The sequence below is a fragment of the Weizmannia sp. CD-2023 genome (assembly GCF_036225245.1).
Taxonomy (GTDB): Bacteria; Bacillota; Bacilli; order Bacillales; family Bacillaceae_C; genus Weizmannia; species Weizmannia faecalis.
The window spans coordinates 1-23,270 of the sequence record NZ_JARTJQ010000031.1; the positions used below are offsets into that span (position 1 = coordinate 1).

A 23,270-nucleotide genomic window follows, 5' to 3' on the forward strand; every position below is an offset into this window, starting at 1 on the left:
CTGATGGACAAAGCCGGCGTTGTGGTTACGCCTGGCAACGCCTTTGGTCCCCACGGCGAAGGATATGTCAGAATCGCGCTTGTACAGGATGAAGAAAGGCTTATGGAAGCTGTCCGCCGCATTGAAAAAAGCGGCGTGCATTTGCCGCAAAAAGCGGGACTCCTTTAAGGGGCCCGCTTTTTGCATGTTGGGGCGGCCAAGCCGGCTGTCAACGCATATTATGTGAATAATTTCACATAAATATGTGAAAGTTTCCCTTGTTCCCTGAAAATAAGATAGACGCTCACAATGAAATGCGGTATGATAGGAATATAGAATGATAATCATTATCAATGAACAGACGCTATTTCTCTATCTCTGGGAGGGGCATACCATGGTCTTGACCGAACTGAAACCCGGAAGCAAAGGGATTATTACAGATTTATCAAGCATTGATCAAAGTATTCAAAGGCGCCTTCTTGATTTGGGTGTGCTTGAAGGCCGGGAAGTTTGTTATAAATGCGGATTGCCTTTCGGCGGGCCTTGCATGCTTGAAGTCAGCGGGCAGTGCATCGGCATCCGCAAAAAAGAAGCAATGCGGATCCAAGTGGAGTGTTTATAATGCAGGTCGCTTTATTTGGAAACCCCAATACAGGAAAAACATCACTCTTTAATGAGCTTACCGGATCATATGAATATGTTGGAAACTGGACAGGTGTTACCGTTGAAAAAAAGGTGGGCCAGCTGAAGGAAAATGCCGGGGTGCTGATTGATTTGCCCGGTATTTATGCCTTGAACCCGCTTTCCAAAGATGAAGCGGTGGCATCGAGATTCTTAATTGAGGAAGACTTCACATCCGTTTTGAATATCGTCGACGCTTCCCAGCTCGCACGGAACCTGCATTTGACCATCCAATTGATGGAGTACGGAAAGCCGGTTCTGATCGGGCTGAATATGATAGATGTTGCAAAATCGCGCGGCATGAAAGTGAATGATCGTTCGCTTGCAGAAGCCCTCGGCATTCCGGTCGTGCCGATTATTGCAAGGACAGGAAAAGGATGCAAGACCATATCGGAGCAGATGCAAGAAAAGGCGGTTGTGCCCGATTTCCGTATTGATTACGGCGATGAATTGGAGCATGCGGCGACCTATCTCATGGACCAGCTGCCGGATTTCCGGTCATTGAACAAACGATGGCTGGCGCTCCAGTTTTTGGAAGGCAATGAAGTGATTCGCCAAATTCCGGCGTTTATGAATGTAAAGCCGGAACTCGAAGATTTTTGCGCGGGTGTGGAGCGCAGGCTCCGTGCCGCCAACCCGCATACTTCCATTAAGCAGGAAATGTTTAAAAAGCGGCAGCAATTTATTGACAGGCTAATGGAAACCGCTGTTGAACAAACGGCGGCAGAAAAGAAAACGCTGACGGAGAAAATAGATGCCGTCGTCACGAATAAATACCTTGGCGTGCCGATCTTTCTTGTGATGATGTATTTGGTATTTTGCATTACATTCAACTGGCTCGGCACCCCTTTATCGGATTGGCTTGACAAGTTTTTTTCAGGCCCGCTGACCGCCTGGATTGAAGCAGGGTTGAAAGAAGCGGGGGCAACACCGTTTATCCGTGATCTTGTGTTAAACGGGATTGTGGCCGGAGTTGGCGGCGTTCTCGTTTTTGTGCCGCAAATTTTTGTTTTGTTTTTCTTTATCTCGGTGATTGAAGATTCCGGATATATGGCACGGGTAGCGATGGTCATGGACAGGGTGATGGAGGCAGTCGGTTTAAACGGAAAAGCATTTATTCCGCTGATTATCGGCTTCGGCTGCAATGTCCCCGGCGTCATGGCAGCAAGGACGATTGAACAGCCGAAAGAGCGGCTGTTAACGACGCTTTTGACCCCATTGATGTCCTGTTCTGCGCGGCTTTCGGTCTACAGTTTGTTTGTCGCGGCTTTTTTCCGCCACCATCAGGCACTCATTGTCCTGTCGCTGTATGTGCTCGGCATTGTCGTTGCGCTTTTGCTTGCCAAAGTATTTTCAATGGTGGTAAAAACGGAAGGTTCTGTTTTTGTCATTGAACTGCCGCCGTACCGCGTGCCGAATGCGCGGAGTTTGTACAGAAGCACATGGGATAAAGGGAAAGGTTTCGTCCAGAAAGCAGGGACTTTGATTTTCGGTGGCACGGTAGCCATTTGGCTCATTTCGAATGCGGGGCCGGGCGGATTCAATGTGCCTGTCGATAAAAGTTTTATGGCGATCCTATGCGGATGGATTGCGCCTGTCTTCAAGCCGCTCGGTTTTGGAACATGGCAGGCCGCGGCTGCCCTTCTGACCGGTTTTATGGCAAAAGAAGTGGTCGTTTCGACGATGAACGTCCTCTATTTTGTTCCAGACGGCGCATCTCTGGCAGGTGTGATTTCCCATGCTTTTACACCGCTTTCGGCCTATAGTTTCATGGTATTCATTCTTTTATACATTCCATGCCTTTCGACCGTGGCCATTATCCATAAAGAAACCGGTTCGGGGAAAGTGACGCTTTTTTCGATCGCTTATGCACTTGTGATTGCTTACTTGATCGCTTTTCTGATTTACAATATTGGGCGGTTCATCGCTTTTTAAAACGGGGGAATGTTCCGATGTTATTTAGTATTTTGCTCGGTGTTGTGATTTTTGCTTATGCGGCATTTACGCTGATCCGTTTTATCAAAAAAAGCAGGGAAGGGCAGTGCGCTTCCTGTGCATTGAAAAACCACTGCAATACAGCAAGCTGTTGTGCGCCGGACGCTCCATCTCGGGCCAAAACGGCAAAAAGCTGAAAATACCGGGCCGCCCTTTAAAAGGTGTGCCCGGTTTATGATAGGCAGGGGGTTCGCATTGGCGGAAACCGTGTCCGGCGTTCCGTCTGTTTAGATTTTTTTGCTGCGGTATGGTAAGATTAACAATGTCCAAACAGGTATAATGGCAGCCGGTTCCGGGGCCGTCCCGTGCCGGGTAAATAGAATTTCAGGAAAAAGGCAGATGAGGGTTCAATCTATGAGCAAATATAATGATGATTATATGATTACAATGGATGATATCGTCAGGGAAGGCGATCCGATTTTAAGAAAAGTGCTGGATGAAGTGAACATGCCGCCAACTGAAGAAGACAAAGCGGAACTGCGCTGCATGCTCCAGTTTTTAAAAAACAGCCAGGATCCGGAGATTGCCGGCAAATGCAATTTGCGTGCAGGCGTTGGATTGTCCGCAAATCAGATCGGCCTTAATAAAAGGATGTTTGCCGTTTATATTGCGGATGAAGACGGTGAAAAGGCGTACACGGTTTTTAATCCAAAACTGGTCAGCCATTCGATATCGATGATCTACCTTCCGCAAGGGGAAGGCTGCCTGTCGGTTGACCGGAAAGTGGATGGTTTTGTGCCGCGTTATGAACGGATTAAAGTAAAGGCATACGATTTGGACGGGAATGAAGTGCTCATTAAATTAAAGGGCTATCCCGCGATTGTTTTTCAGCATGAGATGGACCACTTGAACGGGATTATGTTCTATGACCATATTAACAAGGACAATCCGTTCGCCCTTCCTGCAAACACGGATATCCGGAGCGTGTATGAATAAACAGCTTGCGCAAACGGCAGCCTGCCCGGCTGCCGTTTGATGCATTATTCTCTTGTGCGGAAATAAGCATTCAGCTGGCCGCGGATGACTTGTTCGCGCATCGTGCGTTCATTGTATTTTTTCTCTTTCATATATTCTTTGCGGATTTCCGCAGTCTGGATGCCTTCTTCACGTTTATTGGCGATGTCCATCAGGCGTTCAACATCGGTAAATGAATATTTCCGGATCCCTCTGTTTGTCCGTTCCGGGAAAATCAATTTCCTTTCTTCATAGTAGCGGATTCTTCTTTCACTTAAGCCGGTTAATTCACATACCGTTCCGATCGAGATGACTTTCTTTTCCAAGTATGATTCATTCGTTGCCACCGGTGCATCCTCCCTTTGTAAGGTGTTTTTATTAATATATACCAAAAAAGCCGTTTAGACCATCTTTGTGTAAGAAAACCTGACAAAAATATACGTATTTTTCATCGGCACGTGAGATTACATAACAGCAGTCCTTTGATGTTCATTTTGGATTGCTCTTACGCGGAGTTGAGTTCTTTCCAATTTATCCATATAATAATTCAAGACTGGTTTCTCTGCAGGAATGGCGGCTTCCCGTGGCCGGCTTAAAAGCGGGACAGACAGTTTCCCGTGCGCTTCCCCGGCCGGCAGGGGTTAAAGTGCATACAGGAAAGAACGGAAAGACGGTGAATGCTTTCGCCATAACCGAAAGGGGAGTAGCACAGATGAAATCATCCAGGCTCATTTTTGCAGCAATCGTATTGATCGTCATGTTGCTCGCCTTAAATGAGTATCTGACCCATAAAGAATCGGCCCAAAAATCCGCGCAAAATAACGCTGCTGCCAAAAAACTGCTCGATGTGCCGATTATCAGGCAAATGGATGCGCCCCGCCTTTATAACGGCTGTGAAGTGACAAGCCTCGCGATGCTGCTTGTCGATAACGGTTTTCATGTGACCAAGAATCAATTGGCGGAAGAAATCAAGTATGTGCCGTTTACCTATAAAAACGGGCAGCACGGCAATCCGAACGCAGGTTTTGTCGGGAACATGGAGGATGGTCCCGGGTATGGCGTGTACCACGGCCCTGTTTTTGAACTGGCCAAAAAATATGCCGGCAAAAGAGCGGCGGATTTAACGGGACAGCCTTTTTCAAAAATCCTGGAAAATGTTGAGGAAGGGCATGCTGTCTGGGTGATTACGACAGCCCGGTTTCAGCCGGTTTCTGATTTCAAAACATGGGACACGCCCCAGGGAAGTATTAACATCACATACAGCGAACACAGTGTTGTCATTACAGGGTACGATCCAGGCCATATTTATGTGAATGACCCGTATGGAACAAAAAATAAGCAGCTTGGCCGTGAAGCATTTGAGAAAGCGTGGAAGCAGATGGGCAGCCAGGCCATTGTGATCCGGTGAACAAAAAGCCTGACGGAAAACGAGCTTCAAAGTTGTTGGATTGCCCGAAAAAGCGCAAAAAGCGGCCGCCCGTGAATGTATGCTTGTATAAGGCCCGGCATGTCCGGTTATATTATCCAAAAATGGCCCGTGTGTGTGCGTGTTGCGTTTAAACCTTGAAAGGCAGAGCGATTTTTTTATTTTCATTTCATGGCTGTTTGCGCTTTCCTTTATAATTCTTTAAGACTGTTATAAAATCAAAGTAAAGGCAGGTGCAGAGGTATGGACGGGAAAAAGATGGCCGGGGAGAAAGCAGCGGAACTCGTAGAAGATGGAATGATTGTCGGGCTTGGGACCGGCTCAACTGTTTATTACACGATAAAAAAATTAGGGGAACGGGTGCAAAGCGGCCTGCACATCACCGGTGTGCCCACCTCGCGTGCGACAGAAAAACTTGCGCGCGAATGCGGCATTCCGATAGCAGACTTGAACGATACGGCGCAAATGGATATGACCATTGACGGAGCCGACGAGGTGGACCCTTCCTTAAACGGCATCAAAGGCGGCGGCGGGGCGTTGTTGTTTGAAAAACTGGTGGCAAAGGCATCAAAAAGAAATATCTGGGTGGTGGATTCCCGGAAAATGGTTCAAAAACTTGGTGCTTTTCCGCTGCCGGTGGAAGTGGTCCCGTTCGGATACAAACATTTGGTGAAAACGTTTGAGCGAGAAGGGTTAAACCCTGTCCTCCGGATGAAAGAAGGCCGGCCGTATGTAACAGACGGCGGCCACTATATCGTGGATATAAAGCTCCAAACGCCTGATATTGGCGCGTTTGGAGCCTGGCTGGACAGCATAACAGGCATTGTTGAACACGGGCTTTTTCTCGGCATTTGCGATCTTGTTGTCATCGGGAACGGCGACAAGGTATATACCCGGAACCGGGCGGAGGCAAAGAATATTATTTTGTGAAAAACATCCGTATGGGAGACCATACAGAAATTTTAATTTCGGAGGAAGATTGATGTATCGTTTATTAACCCATAATGACCTGGACGGGCTTGGCTGTGGGATTCTTGCCAGGCTTGCATTCGGAAAAGACATTGAAATCCAGTATAATTCTGTGTCCGGTTTAAATCCCCAGGTGGAAGCTTTTTTAAAAAAAGAACATAAAGAAGACATGCTGTGGATTACCGATTTATCGGTCAATGAAAAAAATGCGGAGCTCCTCGATGCCTATGCCGCACAGGGCGGAAAAGTGAAACTGATTGACCACCATAAAAGCGCGCTTCACTTAAATGAGCATGAATGGGCTTCTGTCCAGGTGGAGGAAGACGGCAAACAGGCAAGCGCCACTTCTTTGTTTTATCGGTATCTGCAAGCGGAAGGAAAAATCAACCCGACAGGTGCTGTTGACGCGTTTGTCGAACTTGTCCGGCAAATGGATACATGGGAATGGGAACGCAACGGGAATATGCAGGCCAAAAAATTAAATGATCTTTTCTATCTGTATCCGATCGAAGAGTTTGAAGAGATTTTGCTACATAAACTTAGCGGCAGTGAAACGTTTTCATTTGATGATTTGGAAGAAAAAATACTTGATCTGGAAGAGAAAAAAATCGAAAGATATATAAATGGAAAAAAGCGGGAAGTCTACCAGGCTGTGATTGACGGTTATTATGCAGGCGTTATTCATGCCGAGTCGCATCATTCCGAATTGGGGAATGCCGTTGCAAAAGAATACCCGCATCTCGATTATATCGCCATTTGCATGGTCGGAAAGAAACGGATCAGTTTCAGGACGATTCATGACCATATTGACGTATCGGAAATTGCCAAAAAATACGACGGGGGCGGGCACAAAAAAGCATCGGGGGCCGTGCTGACGGAAGAGGCGTTCCGGCAGTTTGTCGTCGAAACGTTTAAAACAGAACCGCTGAAACGCGATTTTGCCCATAACCAGTCCAATATCAAAGGGCAGGAAGCGGGATGTTTATACCAAAACCGCAGCGGGGAACCAATCTTTATTTATAAAGACCCTCAAAAAGGCTGGGCGATCGAAGCAAGAGGCTTAAAGCAGTCTCCTTCTTTTTCTGCCTTTGAAGAAGCGGAAAAATTTGTAAAGCGCCAGTTCCAAGCATGGCTTACCCACGATGAGGCGTATTTGGAATATATGGACAAAAAGAAAAAAAGAAGCGAAAGTGGTTTGTAAAGCTGCCCGGTGATGCCGGGCTTTTTTTCGTGCAGGTATAGAGCCGGTTGCGGCCAATTTGCACGAAAAAAAAGCGCGGCCTGCAACTTAGGTTTGCCGGGGAAAAAGAGGCTTAAAAAAGGCGCATCCGCGTTTGGATGCGCCTTTTTCCTTAATATACAAGTGAGAATAACCCGTTAATATGGGCCAGGTAACGAATATTGCTTGCTTCTTTCATAGCGGAAGCTGGGAAGCCTTTTAATTGCGTTTGGTTTTCCCCGATAAATGCAATGGCATCTTTTCTGCCGAGGCTTGCAAGCGTACCGGAATTGATCGGGTGGAACGTCTGCATTTTCCCGCCTTTTAAATAAGCAGAAAGATTATAGCCAATCAATTCTCCCATTTGCCACGACATTTGTGCTGTTGGCGGATAAGGGCGTGCGCCTTCTGACGGGAAGACAACCGCGCTGTCGCCTGCAACAAACACATCCGGATGGGAAGTGGATTGCAAATAGGCGTTTACGGTTGCACGCCCGCGGTTTACTTCAATCCCGGAATTTGCAACGACACGGTTTCCTTGCACGCCGCCCGTCCAGACAAGCGTTTTTGTTTCGATTTTCTGGCCGTCTTTTAATTCCACGACATTATCCTGGAATTTCGTAACAGGGATGCCTGTCAAAAATTGCACACCACGCGCTTCCAGGCTCTTCGTTGCCCGCTCAATTAGATTTGGCGCGAAGTTCGGCAAAATGGAAGGCGCCGCTTCGACACAAATAAGCGAGATTTCAGAAGGGTCGATCGCAAATTTTTTCGACCATGCCGGCACCTTGTCCGCCAGCTCGCCAACCAGTTCAATCCCGGTCAGGCCGCCACCGCCGACAACAAATGTGGCATCCGCTTTGTTTTTCGTTTTGACATACTGCGCAAGGCAGGACTCGATATGGGCATGAATGCGTTTCGCATCGTCCACTGATTTTAACAGAAAGCTGTTTTCTTCAAGGCCCGGAATGCCGAAGAAAGCTGTTTCGCTGCCGAGTGCGACAACGAGCACATCGTAATTCAGCTTAAAGCCGCTTCCGAGCGATACTTCTTTCGAATCAGGCGAGATTTTTGTGACTTCATCCACCTGAACGTCGACATCTTTACCTTTAAACAGTTTTCTGAGCGGAAGCGACACCCGTTTTTCAGAAACGCCGCCCGCCGCCAGACGGTGCAATTCCGTAATAATTTGATGGTCCGGCACACGGTTTACGACCGTGATCGCTGCATCGTCTTTTGACAAATATTCACGCGCTGATAACGCAGATAACAGGCCGCCATAACCGGCCCCTAAAATGACAATTTTTTTACTCATATGGATCCCCCGTTTTCATTAGTTCTCATTCACCTTACTGCTGTTTGCTGCGTTCTTCCGCGACTGCAAGATAAGACTGCAGGAAACGGAACAGCTTCTGGGCTTGCGGATCTTTCAGCAATCTCAACAGGCCGAACAATCCGATTGTGTCTGTGGACGTCTCGGCACGGTCTTTTGCTTCAATCGCAGTTTGGGCAAGCCCCTTTGCTTTTTCGGCAACGGGATCCAGAAAGCCTAGAAATCCGCCTTTAAAATCATTGACCAGCACTTTATCTGTCATAATGGATTGCGCAAAATCATAGGCTTTGTTTAACATGGTGACCAGTTCGGCCATTTTCGGCAGGCTTTCAACCAACACCGTCAAAGATTGCTGGATTTCCGGATCCAATAATTGATCCAGCAAATCTTTCTGTACGACTGCCGTTTCCGGGGTTACTTCCGGTTTTTCTTCAGGATTGCCTTTTTGAGCTGAAGTTTCTGCCATCTCCTATTTCTCCTTTTCTGATGGAATTCCCACACATATGTAGATGCAAAAAAATATACGGGTTCCCTGATTCCCCCCTCCTGATTGTGAATTTCCTCCCATAATTACGTACCAAGATTCACAAAGAAAGGTGATGAAACCTCATACATGACTAGTATATCAAATTTTCACCGTATAGAAAGTAATTTGCTTTCCATTTTCGGGGAAAATCCGCATGTAAGCTTATTTTTTGTCCCGGCTGCCTGGGTTATGCATAGCAAAATATTTTGCTTGCATTTCTGCTACTGCTGTTGTAAGATAATTAAAAATACTGAACGTGAACGAAGGAATAGTAGGCGGATCACCCTTGCATAAGAGAGCGGCACCCACAGGCTGAAAGGTGCAGCAGCAGGCGGCCTGCCGAACCTGCCTTCCGGGTCCCGGAAAACCGGGCGCAAAGTTTTGCGTTATCAAAAAAGAGCGGGGCGCAAATGTCGCCCAAAAAAGGTGGTACCGCGAAAAGCAAGGCCTTTTCGTCCTTTTTACAGGGACGGAAAGGCCTTTTTGTTTCACCTTTTTTAGAAGGAGAGAAAAGCCATGGAGAAAAACAGAGTCGTCGTAAAAATCGGAAGCAGTTCTTTAACAAATGACGCCGGTGAAATCGATGAACAGAAGTTTGCCGATCATATCGGCGCCCTTGTCGCATTGCACAAAGCCGGGCATGAGGTGGTCGTCGTTTCATCCGGCGCCGTCGCGTGCGGGTTCCGGCTGCTCGGTTACCCGGCGCGGCCCGTCACGTTAAAAGGGAAGCAGGCTGCTGCTGCTATCGGCCAGAGTGTGCTCATCCAGCGTTACAGGGAAGCGCTCGGTGCTTACGGCTTAATACCGGCGCAAATTTTGTTGACCCGGAAAGATTTTTCCACAAAAGACCGGTACCATAACGCTTATTCAACGATAACAGAGCTTTTGCGCCGCGGCGTCATCCCAGTTATCAATGAGAATGATTCCGTGTCGGTCTCAGAACTGACTTTCGGCGATAATGATATGCTGTCAGCGCTTGTCAGCGGGCTTGTCCACGCCGGATGCCTCATCATTTTAACGGATGTAAATGGGCTGTACAGCACGAATCCAAAATACGACCGTTGTGCGCAGCGCATTGATTTTATCGATCATATTACGCCCGAGATGATGAAAATGGCTGGAGGCGCCGGGTCGAAAGCGGGAACAGGCGGCATGTTGTCAAAGTTAAAAGCCGCAAATACAGCTGTCTCCCTCGGCGTCCGGGTGTTTATTGGAAAAGGAAAAGGGTGCGATAAACTCGTCAGGATACTCGAAGGAAAAGGGGACGGCACGTATATCGGAGCCACCCGCCCAGCTGTAAAGAGCCGGAAACAATGGATCGCGCTGTTTTCGGAAAGTGCCGGAAAAATATACATTGACCGCGGCGCGGAACAGGCTTTGCTGCAAAAAGGGAGCAGCCTGCTTCCGGCAGGCATTCAAAAAATTTCCGGCACATTCCAAAAAGGCGATGTCGTGGACGTCTACGGCGCAAAAGGGCTGCTTGGAAAAGGGGAAGTGCTTTACGGTGCAGAAGAGCTGTTGCGCGTGCTTATGAGGCCTAGCGGGCGGGCAGCAGAAGAAGTCATTCACCGCGATCATTGGGTGCCTTTAAACAGAAAGGGGCTGGGTTAAATGTCTGAAGCCGCAGAAAAAGGAAAAAAAGCGAAGAATATCAGCATGGTGCTCGCCAAAAAAACAACGGAAGAAAAAAACAAAGCGCTTTTGGCGATTGCCCGTGTTTTGCTTGAGGACCGGGAAACGATCATTTCCGAAAACAAAAAAGACCTCAGGCGGGGGAGCCGGGCAGGCCTTCCGGAAAATATACTCGACAGGATGATGCTGAACGAGAAGCGGATCCATGATATGTCAGAAGCGGTCCGGCTGCTTGTGAAATTAAGAGATCCGGTCGGGGAAACGGTCGAGGAAATCAAGAAAGAAAACGGATTGCTCATCCTCAAAAAGAAAGTGCCGGTCGGTGTCATCGGCATGATTTACGAAGCGCGCCCGAATGTTACGGCCGATGCTGCCACGCTTGCGATCAAAACGGGCAATGCGGTCATTTTAAGGGGAAGCTCGTCTTCCATCTGCTCAAATCAGGCGCTCGTCACTTCCATTCACCGCGCATTGGCGGAGACAGGCTTTCCTGAAGATGCCGTCCAGCTCATCGAAGATACAGGCAGGGAGGCGGCAACAGAAATGTTCCACCTTCGTGATTATCTTGATGTCTTGATCCCGAGAGGCGGGAAAAAGCTGATTGATACTGTTGTCCGCGAAGCTTCTGTACCGGTGATTGAAACCGGGGCGGGCAATTGCCATTTATATATTGACGAAACAGCACAGCCGGAAATGGCCGTCCGGATCGCAGTCAATGCAAAAACACAGCGCCCATCCGTCTGCAATGCTATCGAAACGCTTTTAATCCATGCGCATTGGCTCGCCCAGCACGGTGAAAAGCTGCTTAGCGCACTGGCGGAAAAAGGGGTGGAGATTTACGGAGACGAGCCGGTGCGAAAAATTTTTCCGGCTGCAAAAGAGGCGGCGGAAGAGGACTGGTATTGCGAATATCTCGCGCTTAAAATCAGCGTCAAAACGGTGGAAGATACAGATGAAGCGATCCGGCACATCAACCGTTACGGCACAAAACATTCAGAGGCGATTGTAACAGAAGACGGGGCCCGGGCGGAACATTTCATGTCCATGGTGGATGCCGCCTGTGTGTACCATAATGCGTCCACCCGCTTTACAGACGGTTTTGAGTTCGGATACGGGGCGGAAATCGGCATCAGCACCCAGAAACTGCATGCCCGCGGTCCGATGGGGTTGGATGCCTTAACGTCCACAAAATATTGGATTTACGGGAGCGGCCAAGTCAGAGAATGAATGCAAAACGGCGCGGCCAGATAGCCGCGCCGTTTTATTCATATGCTCCGGGCAATCGTTTGGTTAAAAAAACATTCCACATAATCCTGCCACAATCCCGACCACAACACAGGAGGCTGCAACAAACAGAAGGGTTTGTTTTGAAAACGACCGGCCAACCATGATCAAGGAAGGAAGGCTGATGGCCGGAAGCGTCACAAGCAGTGCGCTGGCCGGACCTGTCCCGAGCCCGAAAGCCATCATCGTCTGGACAATCGGAATTTCAGCTGCTGTCGGAATGACAAACAGCATGCCGGCAAGAGCAAGCAGGATCACCGCCGTAATGCTGTTTCCGGCATGCTGGCCGAATGCCGGAAACAACCAGAAACGGGCCGCACTTAACACAACAACCGAAAGCAAATAAGCCGGAACAAGATACAGGATCATATTTCCGGCGGCCTTTCCCCATCTTAAGAAAAAGGACCCGTTGTTTTCTCCGGCATCTGGCTCGAACTGGCGGATGTTCACCGGTTGTTCGTTTTTCACAAGCCGGCCCGCCAGCCAGCTGACCCCGAACGTCATGATAAGCCCTGCGACGATGCGGAGAAGGGTAAATTTCCATGATAATACAAAAGCCATGAAAATCAGCGTTGCCGGATTCAGCATCGGGTTACCAATCCAAAAGGCGAGTGCCGCAGGTGTGGACACTTGTTTTTTGCGCAGCCCGACTGCAATCGGTGCTGCGCAGCATGTGCACATCATGCCGGGAATGGCGCTCGCTCCGGCAATGACCGTACTTCCAAATGACGTTTTGCCGAGCACTTTAAGCAGCCATGCAGAAGGCAGGAGCACTTGCACGAGCGAACCGAGCAAAATGCCGAGCACGGCCGCTTTCCAAACAGCCTGAAAATACGCGATCACATATTGGAAGGTGCCATCCCATGAAAATGATGCCGATTTGCCCGGATCCCCGAGAATCGATGTCCCGATGGAATGCGTATGGGCGGCAAGCAAAGACTTCTCATAGTACGGCCACCATTTTACATAAAAAAGGCCGAACGCGGCAATGACGAGAAACAAAACGGCAAGCCATGCCGCCTTTTTCTCGGATTGCTGTTCAGGTTTTGCCGTATGATTCACAACAGCCAAAGCAACAACATCTCCATTTCTATGACAGTAAAATTTATACCAATTGTTAATGATAACATAATAAGGTGAAAAAATAAATGGCGGGTGATGCCAATGGCTGTCTCTTTTTTGGCATGGGGCTGCTGCGCTTTTTTATGCTCTTTCGTGAAAAATTTCACAAAAACTTCTGCCGAAAAAAACCCCCGGTTAAAACCGGGGGTGGGTTCAATCATTTTTTGCCCGGGTTAAAATGTCGATCAGCTTGTCTTTATTCGGATAATCGGAAGCTTCAAATAACCCGATCGTCTTTTGCACATCGTAGGAAACACGGACATTGGAAACCTGGTAATCGTGATCGCCAATTTCCACCATCGCATAAGAGGCTTTGGCGATCCCGTCAAACGGCAGACCGACACTGCCGAGATTGACAAACGTTTTGCCATCAAACGTGCGGATAAACGGCAGGTGGATGTGCGCGTATAAATAAATATCCGCGTCTTCCTGCATTAACTTCTCTTTCAACTTGCTGTTTTCACTATCCGGCGGCACATTTTCAAACAAACTGTACGGGGTGGCGTGAAATCCGTGAATTTTGATGCCGCCGTATTCGTATTTTACCTCTTCGGGGAGCTGGTGCAACGACTCCACTGCATTCTGCTCCATCCGGGAAACCGTCCAGTCCCGCTCCCGGTTCATCATTTCATAAGCCTTTTCCGGCACTTCGTTCATGCCGACACCCCTGTACACCCATTCATCAGCATTTCCTTTAATCACTTCCGTATTTAAAGCCATCACCATCTCATATGCCCGCTGTGGTTCCGGGCCGCGAAAGCAAAGATCGCCGAGGACAAAAATTTTATCGGCCCGCTTTTGTTCAATATCTTCCAGCACGGCTTCGAGCGCATGCGCATTGCCGTGAATATCGGATATAAATGCCAGTTTCAACGCGATCACCTCAAAAATTTGTTTCCTTTATTATACCATAATGGGTTGCGGGTTTATCCCGACCTGCCTGGTTTCACCACCGGGATCCGTTTTCAGCGTCCTCATTAGGCGGACGGAGCGGAAGAAAATGCATTTTGCTGCGAAGTGGTCTATAATGGTACAAGGATCAGACATGCTTTAAGAAAGGTCAGGTTGATGCAATATGGCACAATCAGAAAAAATAAAATTGACTTCACTGACAACAAAAGGCGGATGCGGATGCAAAATCGGTCCGGCGGATTTGCAGCAGGTGATGCGGACGCTGCCACCGAAGGCAGCGGATCCGAATTTGCTTGTCGGGCTCGATACGAACGATGATGCCGGCGTTTACAAGCTGACGGATGATTTGGCAATCGTGCAGACAGTCGACTTTTTTACACCGATTGTCAATGACCCTTATGCATTCGGCCAGGTGGCGGCGGCAAACGCAATTAGTGATATTTATGCCATGGGCGGTACGCCGCTAACTGCGCTGAATATTGTTGCTTTTCCGATCCATACCCTCGACAAAGCCATTCTTGCCGATATTTTAAAAGGCGCCGGTGATAAGTGCAAAGAAGCCGGGGTCACTTTAGCCGGTGGGCATTCGATTGATGACCAGGAACCTAAATTCGGGATGGCGGTGACTGGCACGATCCACCCGGCAAATATCCGCACGAATGCAGGGGCCAAACCGGGGGACAAGCTGATATTGACGAAACCGATCGGGGTCGGGATTTTGACCACTTCCATTAAACGGGATTTATTAACGGAAGAAGAGATCACACGCGTGACCAATGTCATGGCCACCTTAAATAAAAAAGCAGCTGAAATTTCCCGGGATTACACCATCCATGCTTCGACCGATGTGACCGGGTTCGGGCTTTTGGGCCATGCATCCGAAATGGCGCAGGGGAGCAAAAATGGGCTCCGTATTTACCAAGACAAAGTGCCGGTGCTGCCGCGCGTGCGTGAACTGGCGGAAGCAGGTGCTGTTCCGGGCGGCACAAAGAATAATTTTGCCCATATTGAAAATGTCGTCGACTTCCCAGAAGGCATGGACCAAATAGATAAATGGATTTTAAGTGATGCGGTCACATCAGGCGGCCTATTGCTGTCCGTTGCCGGCGATGAAGCGGAACAGCTGCTCGAAGAACTTGTAAAATCAGGGGTGGAAGCCTGCCTGATCGGTGAAGTCGTCGCGAGTCATCCCGGCCGTATCAAAGTGCAATAGTCCCATCAGGAACCATAGAAAGGCGGGAAATATTTGTTTCAAGACATTACCATTGAAGAAGCAAGAAAACGGATGGAGAAAAAGCAGCTCACATGGGTGGATGTCCGTTCCCCTTCCGAATACCGGAACGCAACGATTCCGGGGAGCGTGAATATCCCTTTATTTAATGATGAAGAACGGGCGGAAGTGGGGACGATTTATGCCCAATCCGGCAACCGCGCTGCGAAAGAACGCGGACTTGAAATTTTTTCGAAAAAGTTGCCCGGTTTTATCGAGGCTTTCCGTGAAATAGAAGGGGAAAAAGCGGTATTTTGCTGGCGCGGCGGTATGCGGAGCAAAACGGCGGCAACCGTTTTGAATCTGATGGACATCCATGCCTACCGGCTCCAGGGAGGCTACCGCGCCTACCGGAAATGGGTGACAGGTCTGCTTGAAAATATGGACTTTCATCCGGTTACGTATGTGCTGGGCGGCTATACAGGCACCGGTAAAACGTATATGCTCCGGGCGCTTGCTTCGGAAGGCTATCCGGTCCTTGACCTGGAAGGCATGGCCAATCATCGCGGCAGCATTTTCGGGGATATCGGCCTAAGCTCCCATAACCAGAAAACGTTCGATGCTTTGTTGGCAGAGCGCATTTTACAATTGAAAAATGCGCCGTATATTCTGATGGAAGCGGAAAGCAAAAGAATCGGAAAAGTAGTGGTGCCGGAATTTTTGATGGAAAACAAAGCGCGCGGCACGAAAATTATGATTGAATTGCCGGTGGAGGAACGGGTCCGCAATATTTTGGATGATTACCGGCCGTGGGAGAACAAAGAAGCGTGCATCCGTGCCTTTCAAAGCATCAAAGAACGGATTCACACGCCGGTTGCAAAAGAAATCGAGAAAGATTTACAGACTGAACGATATCATGAGGCCGTAAAATGGCTGCTCGAATATTATTATGATCCAAGATATGACCATTCGCTCGGAATAGAGGAGACAGAAAGGGTGAAAACGATCCGGGCCGGACATACCGACGAAGCGCTCGGCCAATTAAAAGAAATGTTAAAAACAGCCGGCCTTCCGTTGCACTAAAGCAATGGCAGGCCGGCTGTTTACATGTATCACTGCGGATTTATTTGGCACGCCTTATGGATTTGGCTCGCGGGTATGCCCCGGTCAGCAATGACAATCCCTGCCTGTCATGCCCGGGTAATAACCGTGCATCATTCCCGGGGCCATGCCCATCCCAGCGCCCGCATATCCTGGATAACCCGGCATTTGTCCATGACCGTAACCGGCGCCTGTGTACCCCGGGCCCATCGGCATTCCCATATGCTGACCGTACCCCGGCATGCCGTACATGCCCGGATACATCGAAGTTGCGGGATGCTGTCCCGGGTACATTTGCCCTGCCATCGGATATTGCCCTGCCAAACCGTCTGCTGCTCCCATCTGGCCCATTTGCCCCATCGGACCGTAATGCTGCATCATATCCATATCATCATCATAATAAGGCTGGCTTCCCCCGGCATAGCTGCCGAAATGCCCTAACCCCTGAGATTGCGGATAATTTCCATATGTTTGTTCCATCTCAACCCACTCCTTTTCGGTGTTCAACATTAGAGTATGTGGATCAGGGCGCATGGTTATAGACATTTGCCCCAAAAAGTGAAAAAAATGCGGGCAAAAGCCTCAAATAAAGATTTTACCGGGGTTTAAAATATGATTCGGGTCAAACAGATCCTTGATTTTCTTCATCATCCCATAAGCGGGCCCGTGTTCTTCACGCTGATATTTTGCCTTTCCAATCCCAACGCCGTGTTCGCCTGTGCAGGTACCGCCCTTTGAAAGCGCAAATGACACAATATGTTCATTTAACGCCTGTGCCTGCCGAATTTCATTTTCATTTCCCATATCGATCATTAAAATGACATGATAGTTGCCGTCGCCAACATGGCCGACAATGGCCCCGTCCATGCCCATTCTGTCAAGCGTTTTGCGCGTATCTTCAATGGCTTCGGGAAGGAAATGAAGGGGGATACAGGCATCGGTTACCATCATTTTCTTTCCCGGCGTGCCGCGGACAAAAGCGTAGGCAAGTTTATGCCGCGCATCCCAGAGCTTATGGCGCGCTTTTTCATCTTTTTCAAACATAACATTTTTGCATTGGAATTCGGCAAGGATGTCTTTCGCAAAGTTGACATCTTGTTTTAACCCGGATTCGTTCCCTGTAAATTCCAAAAATAAAGTGGGCCATTCCGGATACGATGTCCCCATAAACCGGTTTGCCTGCTGAAGCGACCGTTTGTCAACCAGTTCCATCCTTTCCATCGGGATCCCGGCTTGGCGGATCGCGACAACAGCATCAACCGCCTGCCTGACCGTTTCGAAAACGGCCCTTGCCGCAACCATTGCTTCCGGAATGCCGTATACTTTTAAAGCCAGTTCGGTAATGACGCCCAGTGTCCCTTCAGACCCGACCATGAGCCCGTTTAAATGGTAGCCCGACGATGATTTTGCGGCAAGGCTTCCGGTATGAATGACCGTTCCGTCCGCCAGTACCACTTCTAAATCATACACCTGGTCGCGCATGACCCCGTATTTAACAGAAGTGGTGCCACTGGCGTTGGTCGCGGCCATCCCTCCCAATGTTGCATCCGCCCCCGGGTCGACCGGGAAAAACAAACCATACTTTTTCAGCTCCCGGTTTAACTGCGTGCGCGTCACACCCGGCTGCACCCGGACAATAAAGTCACGGTCAAGTACTTCTACCACTTTGTTCATCCGCATCATATCAAGCGTAATCCCGCCCTGATAAGGAATGACATGGCCTTCGAGACTGGAACCGAGGCCAAAAGGAATCACCGGAATGCGATTTTCATTGGCAAAAGCAACCACTTTCCTTACTTGCTCCACCGACTCGGGAAATACAACAGCCTGCGGCAAATGGGGTGTATGATAGGATTCGTCCCTGCTGTGCTGCTCAAGAACCGTTTCATTTCCGCTGACCAGATCCGGGCCGATCAATTCTTTCAGTTTTAAAATAAAATTTTCCAAGCTTGCCACCTCTTTATGTATATTTCTACTTTTTATAATATACGAAAAATAAAGCGCTGACAAAATTTTTGGCAGTGGAGTGCTTGAAAGGGATGCACAAATATTTACAAAAGGAAGCGTTTAATTTAAACTGTTTACTGTATATATTTAAAACAAACAGAAAAATTCGAACATGCGAGGGGGAGCGGTTTTGAAAAGGTTTGAAAACAGGGTTGCGATTGTAACGGGTGCAAGCAGAGGGATCGGCAAAGCCATTGCAGCCGCCTTTGCCAAAGAAGGGGCAAAAGTCTGTCTCGTCGATATCAATGAAAAGGCTTTGGAAGAAACTGTAAAGGCTTTCAAAGAAAGCGGTTACGATGTATTCGGGCAGCTGGCGGATGTGGCAAACCGCACGCAGGTGGAAGCGGTGGTTTCAGCTGTGTGCACCCGGTATGGAAAGATTGATATTCTTGTCAACAATGCAGGCGTGATCCGCGATAATCTGCTGTTTAAAATGACGGACGAAGACTGGGATACCGTCATGAATGTCCATTTGAAAGGGGCGTTCCTCTTTTCAAGGGCTGTCCAGCAAAACATGGTTGAAAATAAATACGGAAGAATCATCAATACCTCTTCCACTTCCGCGCTCGGCAACCGCGGCCAGGCAAACTACGCGGCGGCAAAAGCGGGCATTCAGGGCTTTACAAAAACGCTGGCCATTGAACTCGGAAAGTTTGGCATTACCGCCAATGCGGTTGCGCCCGGCTTTATTGAAACCGACATGACAAAAGCGACGGCTGAGCGGCTCGGCGTTAAATTCGACGACTTTATCGCATTTAATCAATCGATGATTCCTGTCGGTCGGACAGGAAAGCCGGAAGATATTGCAAACGCGGTCCTTTTCTTTGCGATGGAAGAATCGTCGTTCGTAAACGGCCAGGTGCTCTATGTTGCCGGCGGGCCGAAAGCATAATAAGGGGGCGGGCGGATGTTTGAAGAACTGATTGGAAAACGGTCAAATCCGGTCCAAAATACGATCGAAAGGGGCGCTGTCAGAAAGTTCGCCGAAGCCATCGGTGACCCGCACCCTGTTTTTACAGATCCTGCCTTTGCGGCTGAAAAAGGGTTTAAAGCCAACATCGCACCGCTGACATTCCCGGTCACGTTTGACTACGGGATAATAGAAGGCCTGGACCTTCCGAAAGCTGGGCTCATACACGGGGAACAAAATTTCGAATATCAACGGCCGCTCTATGTCGGAGAAGCATTGCACTGCTATAGGGAAATTGAAAAATACCAGGAAAGAAAAGGAAAGCTCGGACAGATGGGTTTCTTGTTTATAAAAAGCACGGCGGAAGATAAGAATGGTGAAATCGTCATGACCGCAACCCAAACGATTATTCTTTCTGAAACGGTCCGGAAGGGGATGAAAGGATGAACCTTCGCGCGAAAAAACCCGGGGACAGCCTGGAAAGCATGGAACTCCCGCCGGTTTCAAGGTTGGACTTAATCAAGTACGCTGGTGCTTCCGGCGACTTTAATCCGATTCATACGATCGATGAAGCAGCAGAAAAAGCCGGGCTGCCCGGCATTATTGCCCACGGGATGTGGACAATGGGAAATCTCGGAAAGCTGTTTACACCGTATGTTGGCGAAGGATTCATCGAAAAATTTAGCGTGCGCTTTGCGGGCATGGTTTTTCTAGACGATCGCTTGACACTGTCGGCAACGCTGAAAGAAGCGCAAGGCGCCCGGCAAACGTATGAAGCAGTGGTGGCCAATCAAGACGGGGGAAAAGTGATCAAAGGCGAAATCGTGTTCAAAATGTACGGAGAGTAAAAAAATCCCGCCAGGTGCGGCGGGATTTTTCTGAATTATAACTCAAGCCATTCCGTATGGAAGATGCCTTCTTTGTCAACGCGCTGGTACGTATGGGCACCGAAATAGTCACGCTGGGCCTGTAAGAGATTGGCAGGCAGCACTTCCGAACGGTACGAATCGTAATAGGCAAGCGCTGCGGACAAAGCCGGCACAGGTACGCCGAAGCGGACAGCTGTCGCGATGACTTCGCGCAACGCATCCTGGTAGCTTTCCACGATTTCCTTGAAATACGGGTCAAGGAGCAGGTTTTTAAGATTGCGATCGCGGTCGTACGCATCTTTGATTTTTTGCAAAAATTGCGCGCGGATGATGCAGCCCCCGCGGAAAATCATCGCAATTTCACCGTAATTCAAATCCCAGTTATATTCTTCCGAAGCGGCCCGCATTTGCGCAAAGCCCTGGGCGTAAGAACAAATCTTGCTCATGTACAATGCTTTTCTGACCGCTTCAATGAACGCTTTTTTGTCTCCTGAAAAAGCGGGTTTTTCAGGCCCTTTTAGCAATTTGCTTGCCGCTTTCCGTTCTTCTTTCATGGCCGAGATAAAGCGGGCGAATACGGACTCCGTAATCAATGGCAGCGGAACCCCTAGATCAAGCGCACTCTGGCTTGTCCATTTGCCTGTCCCTTTTTGGCCGGCCGTATCTAAAATGACGTCGACAAGCGGTTTGCCGGTTTCTGGGTCTTTTTTTGTAAAAATATCAGCGGTAATTTCGATTAAATAACTGTCGAGCTCGCCTTTGTTCCAGTCGGCAAACACTTCGTGCAGCTCGTCCGCAGTGAGGCCGAGGATATTTTTGAGCAGATTGTAGGACTCTGAGATGAGCTCCATATCGCCGTATTCGATGCCGTTATGAACCATTTTCACATAATGGCCGGCACCATCCGGACCGATATAGGTTGTGCACGGGTCACCATTTACTTTAGCAGCAATGTCTTTTAAAATCGGTGCAACAAGGTCGTATGCTTCTTTTTGCCCACCAGGCATGATCGAAGGGCCTTTCAGCGCGCCTTCTTCACCGCCTGAGACACCGGTGCCGATAAAATGGATGCCGAGTGCACTTAATTCCTTGTTACGGCGCTGTGTATCTTTAAAGAATGTGTTGCCGCCGTCAATCAAGATATCGCCTTTGTCGAGAAACGGTTTTAACTGCTCGATCGTGGCGTCTGTTGCTTCGCCCGCTTTGACCATCAGCAGGATTTTTCGCGGTTTTTCAAGCGAATGGACGAATTCTTCCATTGTAAAATAACCGAAAATATTTTTTCCTTCCGATTCTTTTAACATTTGCTCGGTTTTTGAACGGGAACGGTTGAAGACCGAAACGGTGTAACCTTTGCTTTCGATATTCCACGCAAGGTTTTTCCCCATGACGGCCAAACCGATGACGCCGATTTGCTGTTTTTCCAATGTAGACACCTCAACATGATTAGATTGTAAAGTCTTTCCTTTGCGCGCAGGTGGCTGCAAGCAAAATGGAAGTCTTACATTATTGTACCAAATATCTCCTGTTATTATAAAGAAAAAGACAGCCTGGCCGGAAAATATTTATATTTTCCGGGAAAGAAGTGTCCGTGTATACGATTTCCGATGAACGGGGACCTCCGGGAAAGCGCGCCTGTTGGGATTTTTTTAAAGCTTACAGTATAATGGATAAAGATGCCGTTTTACGGCTTTTAAGCAAAAGGAGGAAACGGGATTGGGCATTATTTTAGTCGAAATATGTGAAGGCAGCCTGATCAACACAATTGATGTGGAAGCAGAACTTGAATCCCGGTATCCTGAAGTTGCGGTGATTTCAAATGAATGCTTAATGGCGTGCGGGTTATGCACCTACAGTCCGTTTGCGATGGTGAACGGAAAAAGGATTTTTGCCAAAACGCCTGAGGCTTGCCTTGAAAAAATAAAAGCAGCAATTGAAACGGAATTAAAGAATCTGTCGTAAATGGTTCTCGTTTCAAATTGTTTTTTATATTATAATGTGGAGTGGAGCATTCGGGAGAGGGGGATAACAGGATGGATATTTGGACTGCATTCAAATACAGCTGTTTATTGCCGGGAAAAAGAGCTGCTTTTCGTTTGAACAGGCTTCCGATGGACAGGACGGTTTTGTATGTGGTTCTGCTTGTTCTTATGGTTTCCTGTCTGCATATCCCTGCACTTTTAACCGGCGGATCCCTTGATGCCCTGAATGCCATCCAATTTGTTTTTTATTTTCTGTTCGCTTATGTGCTCGTTGTCCTGTGTGGCGTATTGGCCGGCATTTCCCTGCTCGCTTGTGCCGGATACGGGCTCAGGAAGCTGTGGAAGAGAAAACTGGCGTACCAGCATTTATGGAAAATGTCATGCTTTGTCATGACGGTCCCGTTTATTTTACATACAATCATTCATGAATGGTTTACGAAAAACGGTTTTGTTTCGGGTGTGGTGCTGATCGGGTATCCGCTTTTTTGTTTGGCGGCGATGATCCTCCACTATCCGGAAATAAAGAGGCATCAAAGAAAAGAAGGAGAAGAGCATGGCTGAAAAGACAATTTTACAAGACTTGCGTTCGCTCATTTATCCGCGTGAAATTCTGGAAGATGAACCGTTAAGCAAATATACTTTTACAAAAACAGGGGGAAAAGCGGATATTTTGATTTTTCCTGAGACATATGAAGAAGTGCAAAAGACGGTCCGTTTTGCCTCTCTGAACGGCGTGCCGTACACGATCCTCGGCAACGGCTCCAATCTGATCATCAAAGACGGCGGCATCAGGGGAATTGTGCTGATTCTGACCAAATTAGCGAAAATATCGCACACAGGCAATGACATTACAGCCCAGTGTGGTGCAGCCATTATCGATGTATCGCGCTATGCTTTAAAGCAAAAGCTGACAGGGCTTGAGTTCGCCTGCGGGATACCGGGATCTGTCGGCGGTGCGCTGTATATGAATGCGGGGGCGTATGGCGGGGAAGTCAAAGATGTTCTGAAAAGCGCGCTTGTCCTGACCAAAACAGGCGAGATGAAAAGGCTTGAAAAAAGCGATTTGTCCTTCCAGTACAGGAAAAGTTCAATTGCGGAAAACGGGGAGATTGCGCTTGAAGGGACGTTCAGCCTGGAGCCGGGCGACGCACAGGAGATC

Annotated in this window: 26 protein-coding genes and 1 pseudogene; 18 read left to right on the forward strand and 9 right to left on the reverse strand. The window is 48.5% G+C overall.

What is annotated here, in order from left to right:
* The 5 genes and pseudogenes from P9687_RS04410 to def all read left to right on the forward strand — a co-directional run.
* A pseudogene (locus P9687_RS04410) lies at positions 1-168 on the forward strand (LL-diaminopimelate aminotransferase); the annotation flags it as partial.
* A 205-nt stretch (positions 169-373) separates the two neighbouring features.
* A complete protein-coding gene (locus P9687_RS04415) occupies positions 374-601 on the forward strand; it encodes a FeoA family protein (RefSeq protein ID WP_026104508.1) in 228 nt (75 codons plus the stop codon).
* Positions 601-2,595, forward strand: coding sequence for a ferrous iron transport protein B (gene feoB / locus P9687_RS04420; protein ID WP_328228793.1), 1,995 nt, complete (start codon positions 601-603; stop codon positions 2,593-2,595). The genes P9687_RS04415 and feoB overlap by 1 nt, the downstream gene beginning before the upstream one ends.
* Before the next feature lie 17 nt (positions 2,596-2,612).
* Positions 2,613-2,792 carry a FeoB-associated Cys-rich membrane protein gene (locus P9687_RS04425; protein ID WP_014098242.1) on the forward strand — a complete coding sequence of 60 codons (180 nt, stop codon included), beginning with the start codon at positions 2,613-2,615 and terminating at the stop codon, positions 2,790-2,792.
* 217 nt (positions 2,793-3,009) lie between these two features.
* Positions 3,010-3,591, forward strand: a complete 582-nt coding sequence (gene def / locus P9687_RS04430; protein WP_014098243.1) for a peptide deformylase — start codon at positions 3,010-3,012, stop codon at positions 3,589-3,591.
* A gap of 44 nt (positions 3,592-3,635) precedes the next feature.
* Here def and P9687_RS04435 read toward each other — a convergent pair whose 3' ends face one another.
* A complete protein-coding gene (locus P9687_RS04435) occupies positions 3,636-3,956 on the reverse strand; it encodes a MerR family transcriptional regulator (protein ID WP_014098244.1) in 321 nt (106 codons plus the stop codon).
* 365 nt (positions 3,957-4,321) lie between these two features.
* Between P9687_RS04435 and P9687_RS04440 the strand changes: the two genes are divergently transcribed.
* The 3 genes from P9687_RS04440 to P9687_RS04450 all read left to right on the forward strand — a co-directional run bounded on the left by P9687_RS04440 (position 4,322) and on the right by P9687_RS04450 (position 7,205).
* Positions 4,322-5,017, forward strand: a complete 696-nt coding sequence (locus P9687_RS04440; protein ID WP_014098245.1) for a C39 family peptidase — start codon at positions 4,322-4,324, stop codon at positions 5,015-5,017.
* A gap of 261 nt (positions 5,018-5,278) precedes the next feature.
* Positions 5,279-5,965 (forward strand): ribose-5-phosphate isomerase RpiA, encoded by a 687-nt coding sequence (gene rpiA / locus P9687_RS04445; protein WP_168986023.1) that lies wholly within the window; start codon positions 5,279-5,281, stop codon positions 5,963-5,965.
* Between the two features lie 52 nt (positions 5,966-6,017).
* Positions 6,018-7,205: a DHH family phosphoesterase gene (locus tag P9687_RS04450; protein ID WP_168986022.1), complete on the forward strand. Its 1,188-nt coding sequence runs from the start codon at positions 6,018-6,020 to the stop codon at positions 7,203-7,205.
* 151 nt (positions 7,206-7,356) lie between these two features.
* Here P9687_RS04450 and P9687_RS04455 read toward each other — a convergent pair whose 3' ends face one another.
* Together P9687_RS04455 and P9687_RS04460 are read right to left on the reverse strand one after the other, a co-directional pair.
* Positions 7,357-8,538, reverse strand: a complete 1,182-nt coding sequence (locus P9687_RS04455) for an NAD(P)/FAD-dependent oxidoreductase (RefSeq protein WP_035184802.1) — start codon at positions 8,536-8,538, stop codon at positions 7,357-7,359.
* 34 nt (positions 8,539-8,572) lie between these two features.
* A complete protein-coding gene (locus tag P9687_RS04460) occupies positions 8,573-9,022 on the reverse strand; it encodes a DUF1641 domain-containing protein (protein WP_035184804.1) in 450 nt (149 codons plus the stop codon).
* A gap of 576 nt (positions 9,023-9,598) precedes the next feature.
* Here P9687_RS04460 and proB point away from each other — a divergent pair.
* Positions 9,599-10,693: a glutamate 5-kinase gene (gene proB, locus P9687_RS04465; RefSeq protein ID WP_035189953.1), complete on the forward strand. Its 1,095-nt coding sequence runs from the start codon at positions 9,599-9,601 to the stop codon at positions 10,691-10,693.
* The gene (locus tag P9687_RS04470; protein WP_168986021.1) at positions 10,694-11,941 is read left to right on the forward strand and encodes a glutamate-5-semialdehyde dehydrogenase; all 1,248 of its coding nucleotides are present in this window, start codon (positions 10,694-10,696) and stop codon (positions 11,939-11,941) included.
* A 63-nt stretch (positions 11,942-12,004) separates the two neighbouring features.
* On the opposite strand, the gene P9687_RS04475 is transcribed toward P9687_RS04470, so the two are convergent.
* The 3 genes from P9687_RS04475 to P9687_RS04485 are packed head-to-tail and all read right to left on the reverse strand — an operon-like array spanning position 12,005 to position 13,993.
* A complete protein-coding gene (locus tag P9687_RS04475; protein ID WP_013859408.1) occupies positions 12,005-13,069 on the reverse strand; it encodes a permease in 1,065 nt (354 codons plus the stop codon).
* Positions 13,057-13,227 carry a hypothetical protein gene (locus tag P9687_RS04480; protein ID WP_168986020.1) on the reverse strand — a complete coding sequence of 57 codons (171 nt, stop codon included), beginning with the start codon at positions 13,225-13,227 and terminating at the stop codon, positions 13,057-13,059. Before P9687_RS04480 ends, P9687_RS04475 begins: the two co-directional genes overlap by 13 nt.
* 46 nt (positions 13,228-13,273) lie before the next feature.
* Positions 13,274-13,993 carry a metallophosphoesterase family protein gene (locus tag P9687_RS04485; protein WP_013859407.1) on the reverse strand — a complete coding sequence of 240 codons (720 nt, stop codon included), beginning with the start codon at positions 13,991-13,993 and terminating at the stop codon, positions 13,274-13,276.
* Positions 13,994-14,195: 202 nt separating this feature from the next.
* Between P9687_RS04485 and selD the strand changes: the two genes are divergently transcribed.
* Entirely contained in the window at positions 14,196-15,245 is a 1,050-nt protein-coding gene (gene selD / locus P9687_RS04490) for a selenide, water dikinase SelD (protein WP_061565755.1), read from the forward strand.
* A gap of 33 nt (positions 15,246-15,278) precedes the next feature.
* The gene (gene mnmH / locus P9687_RS04495) at positions 15,279-16,325 is read left to right on the forward strand and encodes a tRNA 2-selenouridine(34) synthase MnmH (protein ID WP_328228796.1); all 1,047 of its coding nucleotides are present in this window, start codon (positions 15,279-15,281) and stop codon (positions 16,323-16,325) included.
* Between the two features lie 84 nt (positions 16,326-16,409).
* Here the strand turns inward: mnmH and P9687_RS04500 are convergent, their stop codons facing one another.
* The gene (locus P9687_RS04500; RefSeq protein WP_061565756.1) at positions 16,410-16,823 is read right to left on the reverse strand and encodes a hypothetical protein; all 414 of its coding nucleotides are present in this window, start codon (positions 16,821-16,823) and stop codon (positions 16,410-16,412) included.
* 102 nt (positions 16,824-16,925) lie between these two features.
* Positions 16,926-18,290 (reverse strand): FAD-binding oxidoreductase, encoded by a 1,365-nt coding sequence (locus P9687_RS04505; RefSeq protein WP_081106246.1) that lies wholly within the window; start codon positions 18,288-18,290, stop codon positions 16,926-16,928.
* A 190-nt stretch (positions 18,291-18,480) separates the two neighbouring features.
* Between P9687_RS04505 and P9687_RS04510 the strand changes: the two genes are divergently transcribed.
* Genes P9687_RS04510 through P9687_RS04520 form a run of 3 tightly spaced genes read left to right on the forward strand, consistent with a single transcriptional unit; the run spans position 18,481 to position 20,108 of the window.
* Positions 18,481-19,242 (forward strand): SDR family NAD(P)-dependent oxidoreductase, encoded by a 762-nt coding sequence (locus tag P9687_RS04510; protein ID WP_373897116.1) that lies wholly within the window; start codon positions 18,481-18,483, stop codon positions 19,240-19,242.
* Positions 19,243-19,257: 15 nt separating this feature from the next.
* Positions 19,258-19,707, forward strand: a complete 450-nt coding sequence (locus tag P9687_RS04515; protein WP_061565757.1) for a MaoC family dehydratase N-terminal domain-containing protein — start codon at positions 19,258-19,260, stop codon at positions 19,705-19,707.
* Complete coding sequence (locus P9687_RS04520) at positions 19,704-20,108, forward strand: MaoC/PaaZ C-terminal domain-containing protein (protein ID WP_017550423.1); 405 nt, start codon at positions 19,704-19,706, stop codon at positions 20,106-20,108. Before P9687_RS04515 ends, P9687_RS04520 begins: the two co-directional genes overlap by 4 nt.
* Positions 20,109-20,143: 35 nt before the next feature.
* On the opposite strand, the gene gndA is transcribed toward P9687_RS04520, so the two are convergent.
* Positions 20,144-21,556 (reverse strand): NADP-dependent phosphogluconate dehydrogenase, encoded by a 1,413-nt coding sequence (gene gndA / locus P9687_RS04525; protein ID WP_014098259.1) that lies wholly within the window; start codon positions 21,554-21,556, stop codon positions 20,144-20,146.
* Between the two features lie 289 nt (positions 21,557-21,845).
* Here gndA and P9687_RS04530 point away from each other — a divergent pair, with 289 nt between their 5' ends.
* The 3 genes from P9687_RS04530 to P9687_RS04540 form a co-directional block, all read left to right on the forward strand.
* The gene (locus P9687_RS04530) at positions 21,846-22,091 is read left to right on the forward strand and encodes a YuzB family protein (RefSeq protein WP_014098260.1); all 246 of its coding nucleotides are present in this window, start codon (positions 21,846-21,848) and stop codon (positions 22,089-22,091) included.
* Positions 22,092-22,162: 71 nt separating this feature from the next.
* Complete coding sequence (locus tag P9687_RS04535) at positions 22,163-22,672, forward strand: DUF1189 family protein (RefSeq protein WP_014098261.1); 510 nt, start codon at positions 22,163-22,165, stop codon at positions 22,670-22,672.
* Positions 22,665-23,270 (forward strand): FAD-binding protein (locus tag P9687_RS04540; protein WP_328228871.1); only part of this gene is annotated, 606 nt, incomplete at its 3' end. The genes P9687_RS04535 and P9687_RS04540, both read left to right, overlap by 8 nt.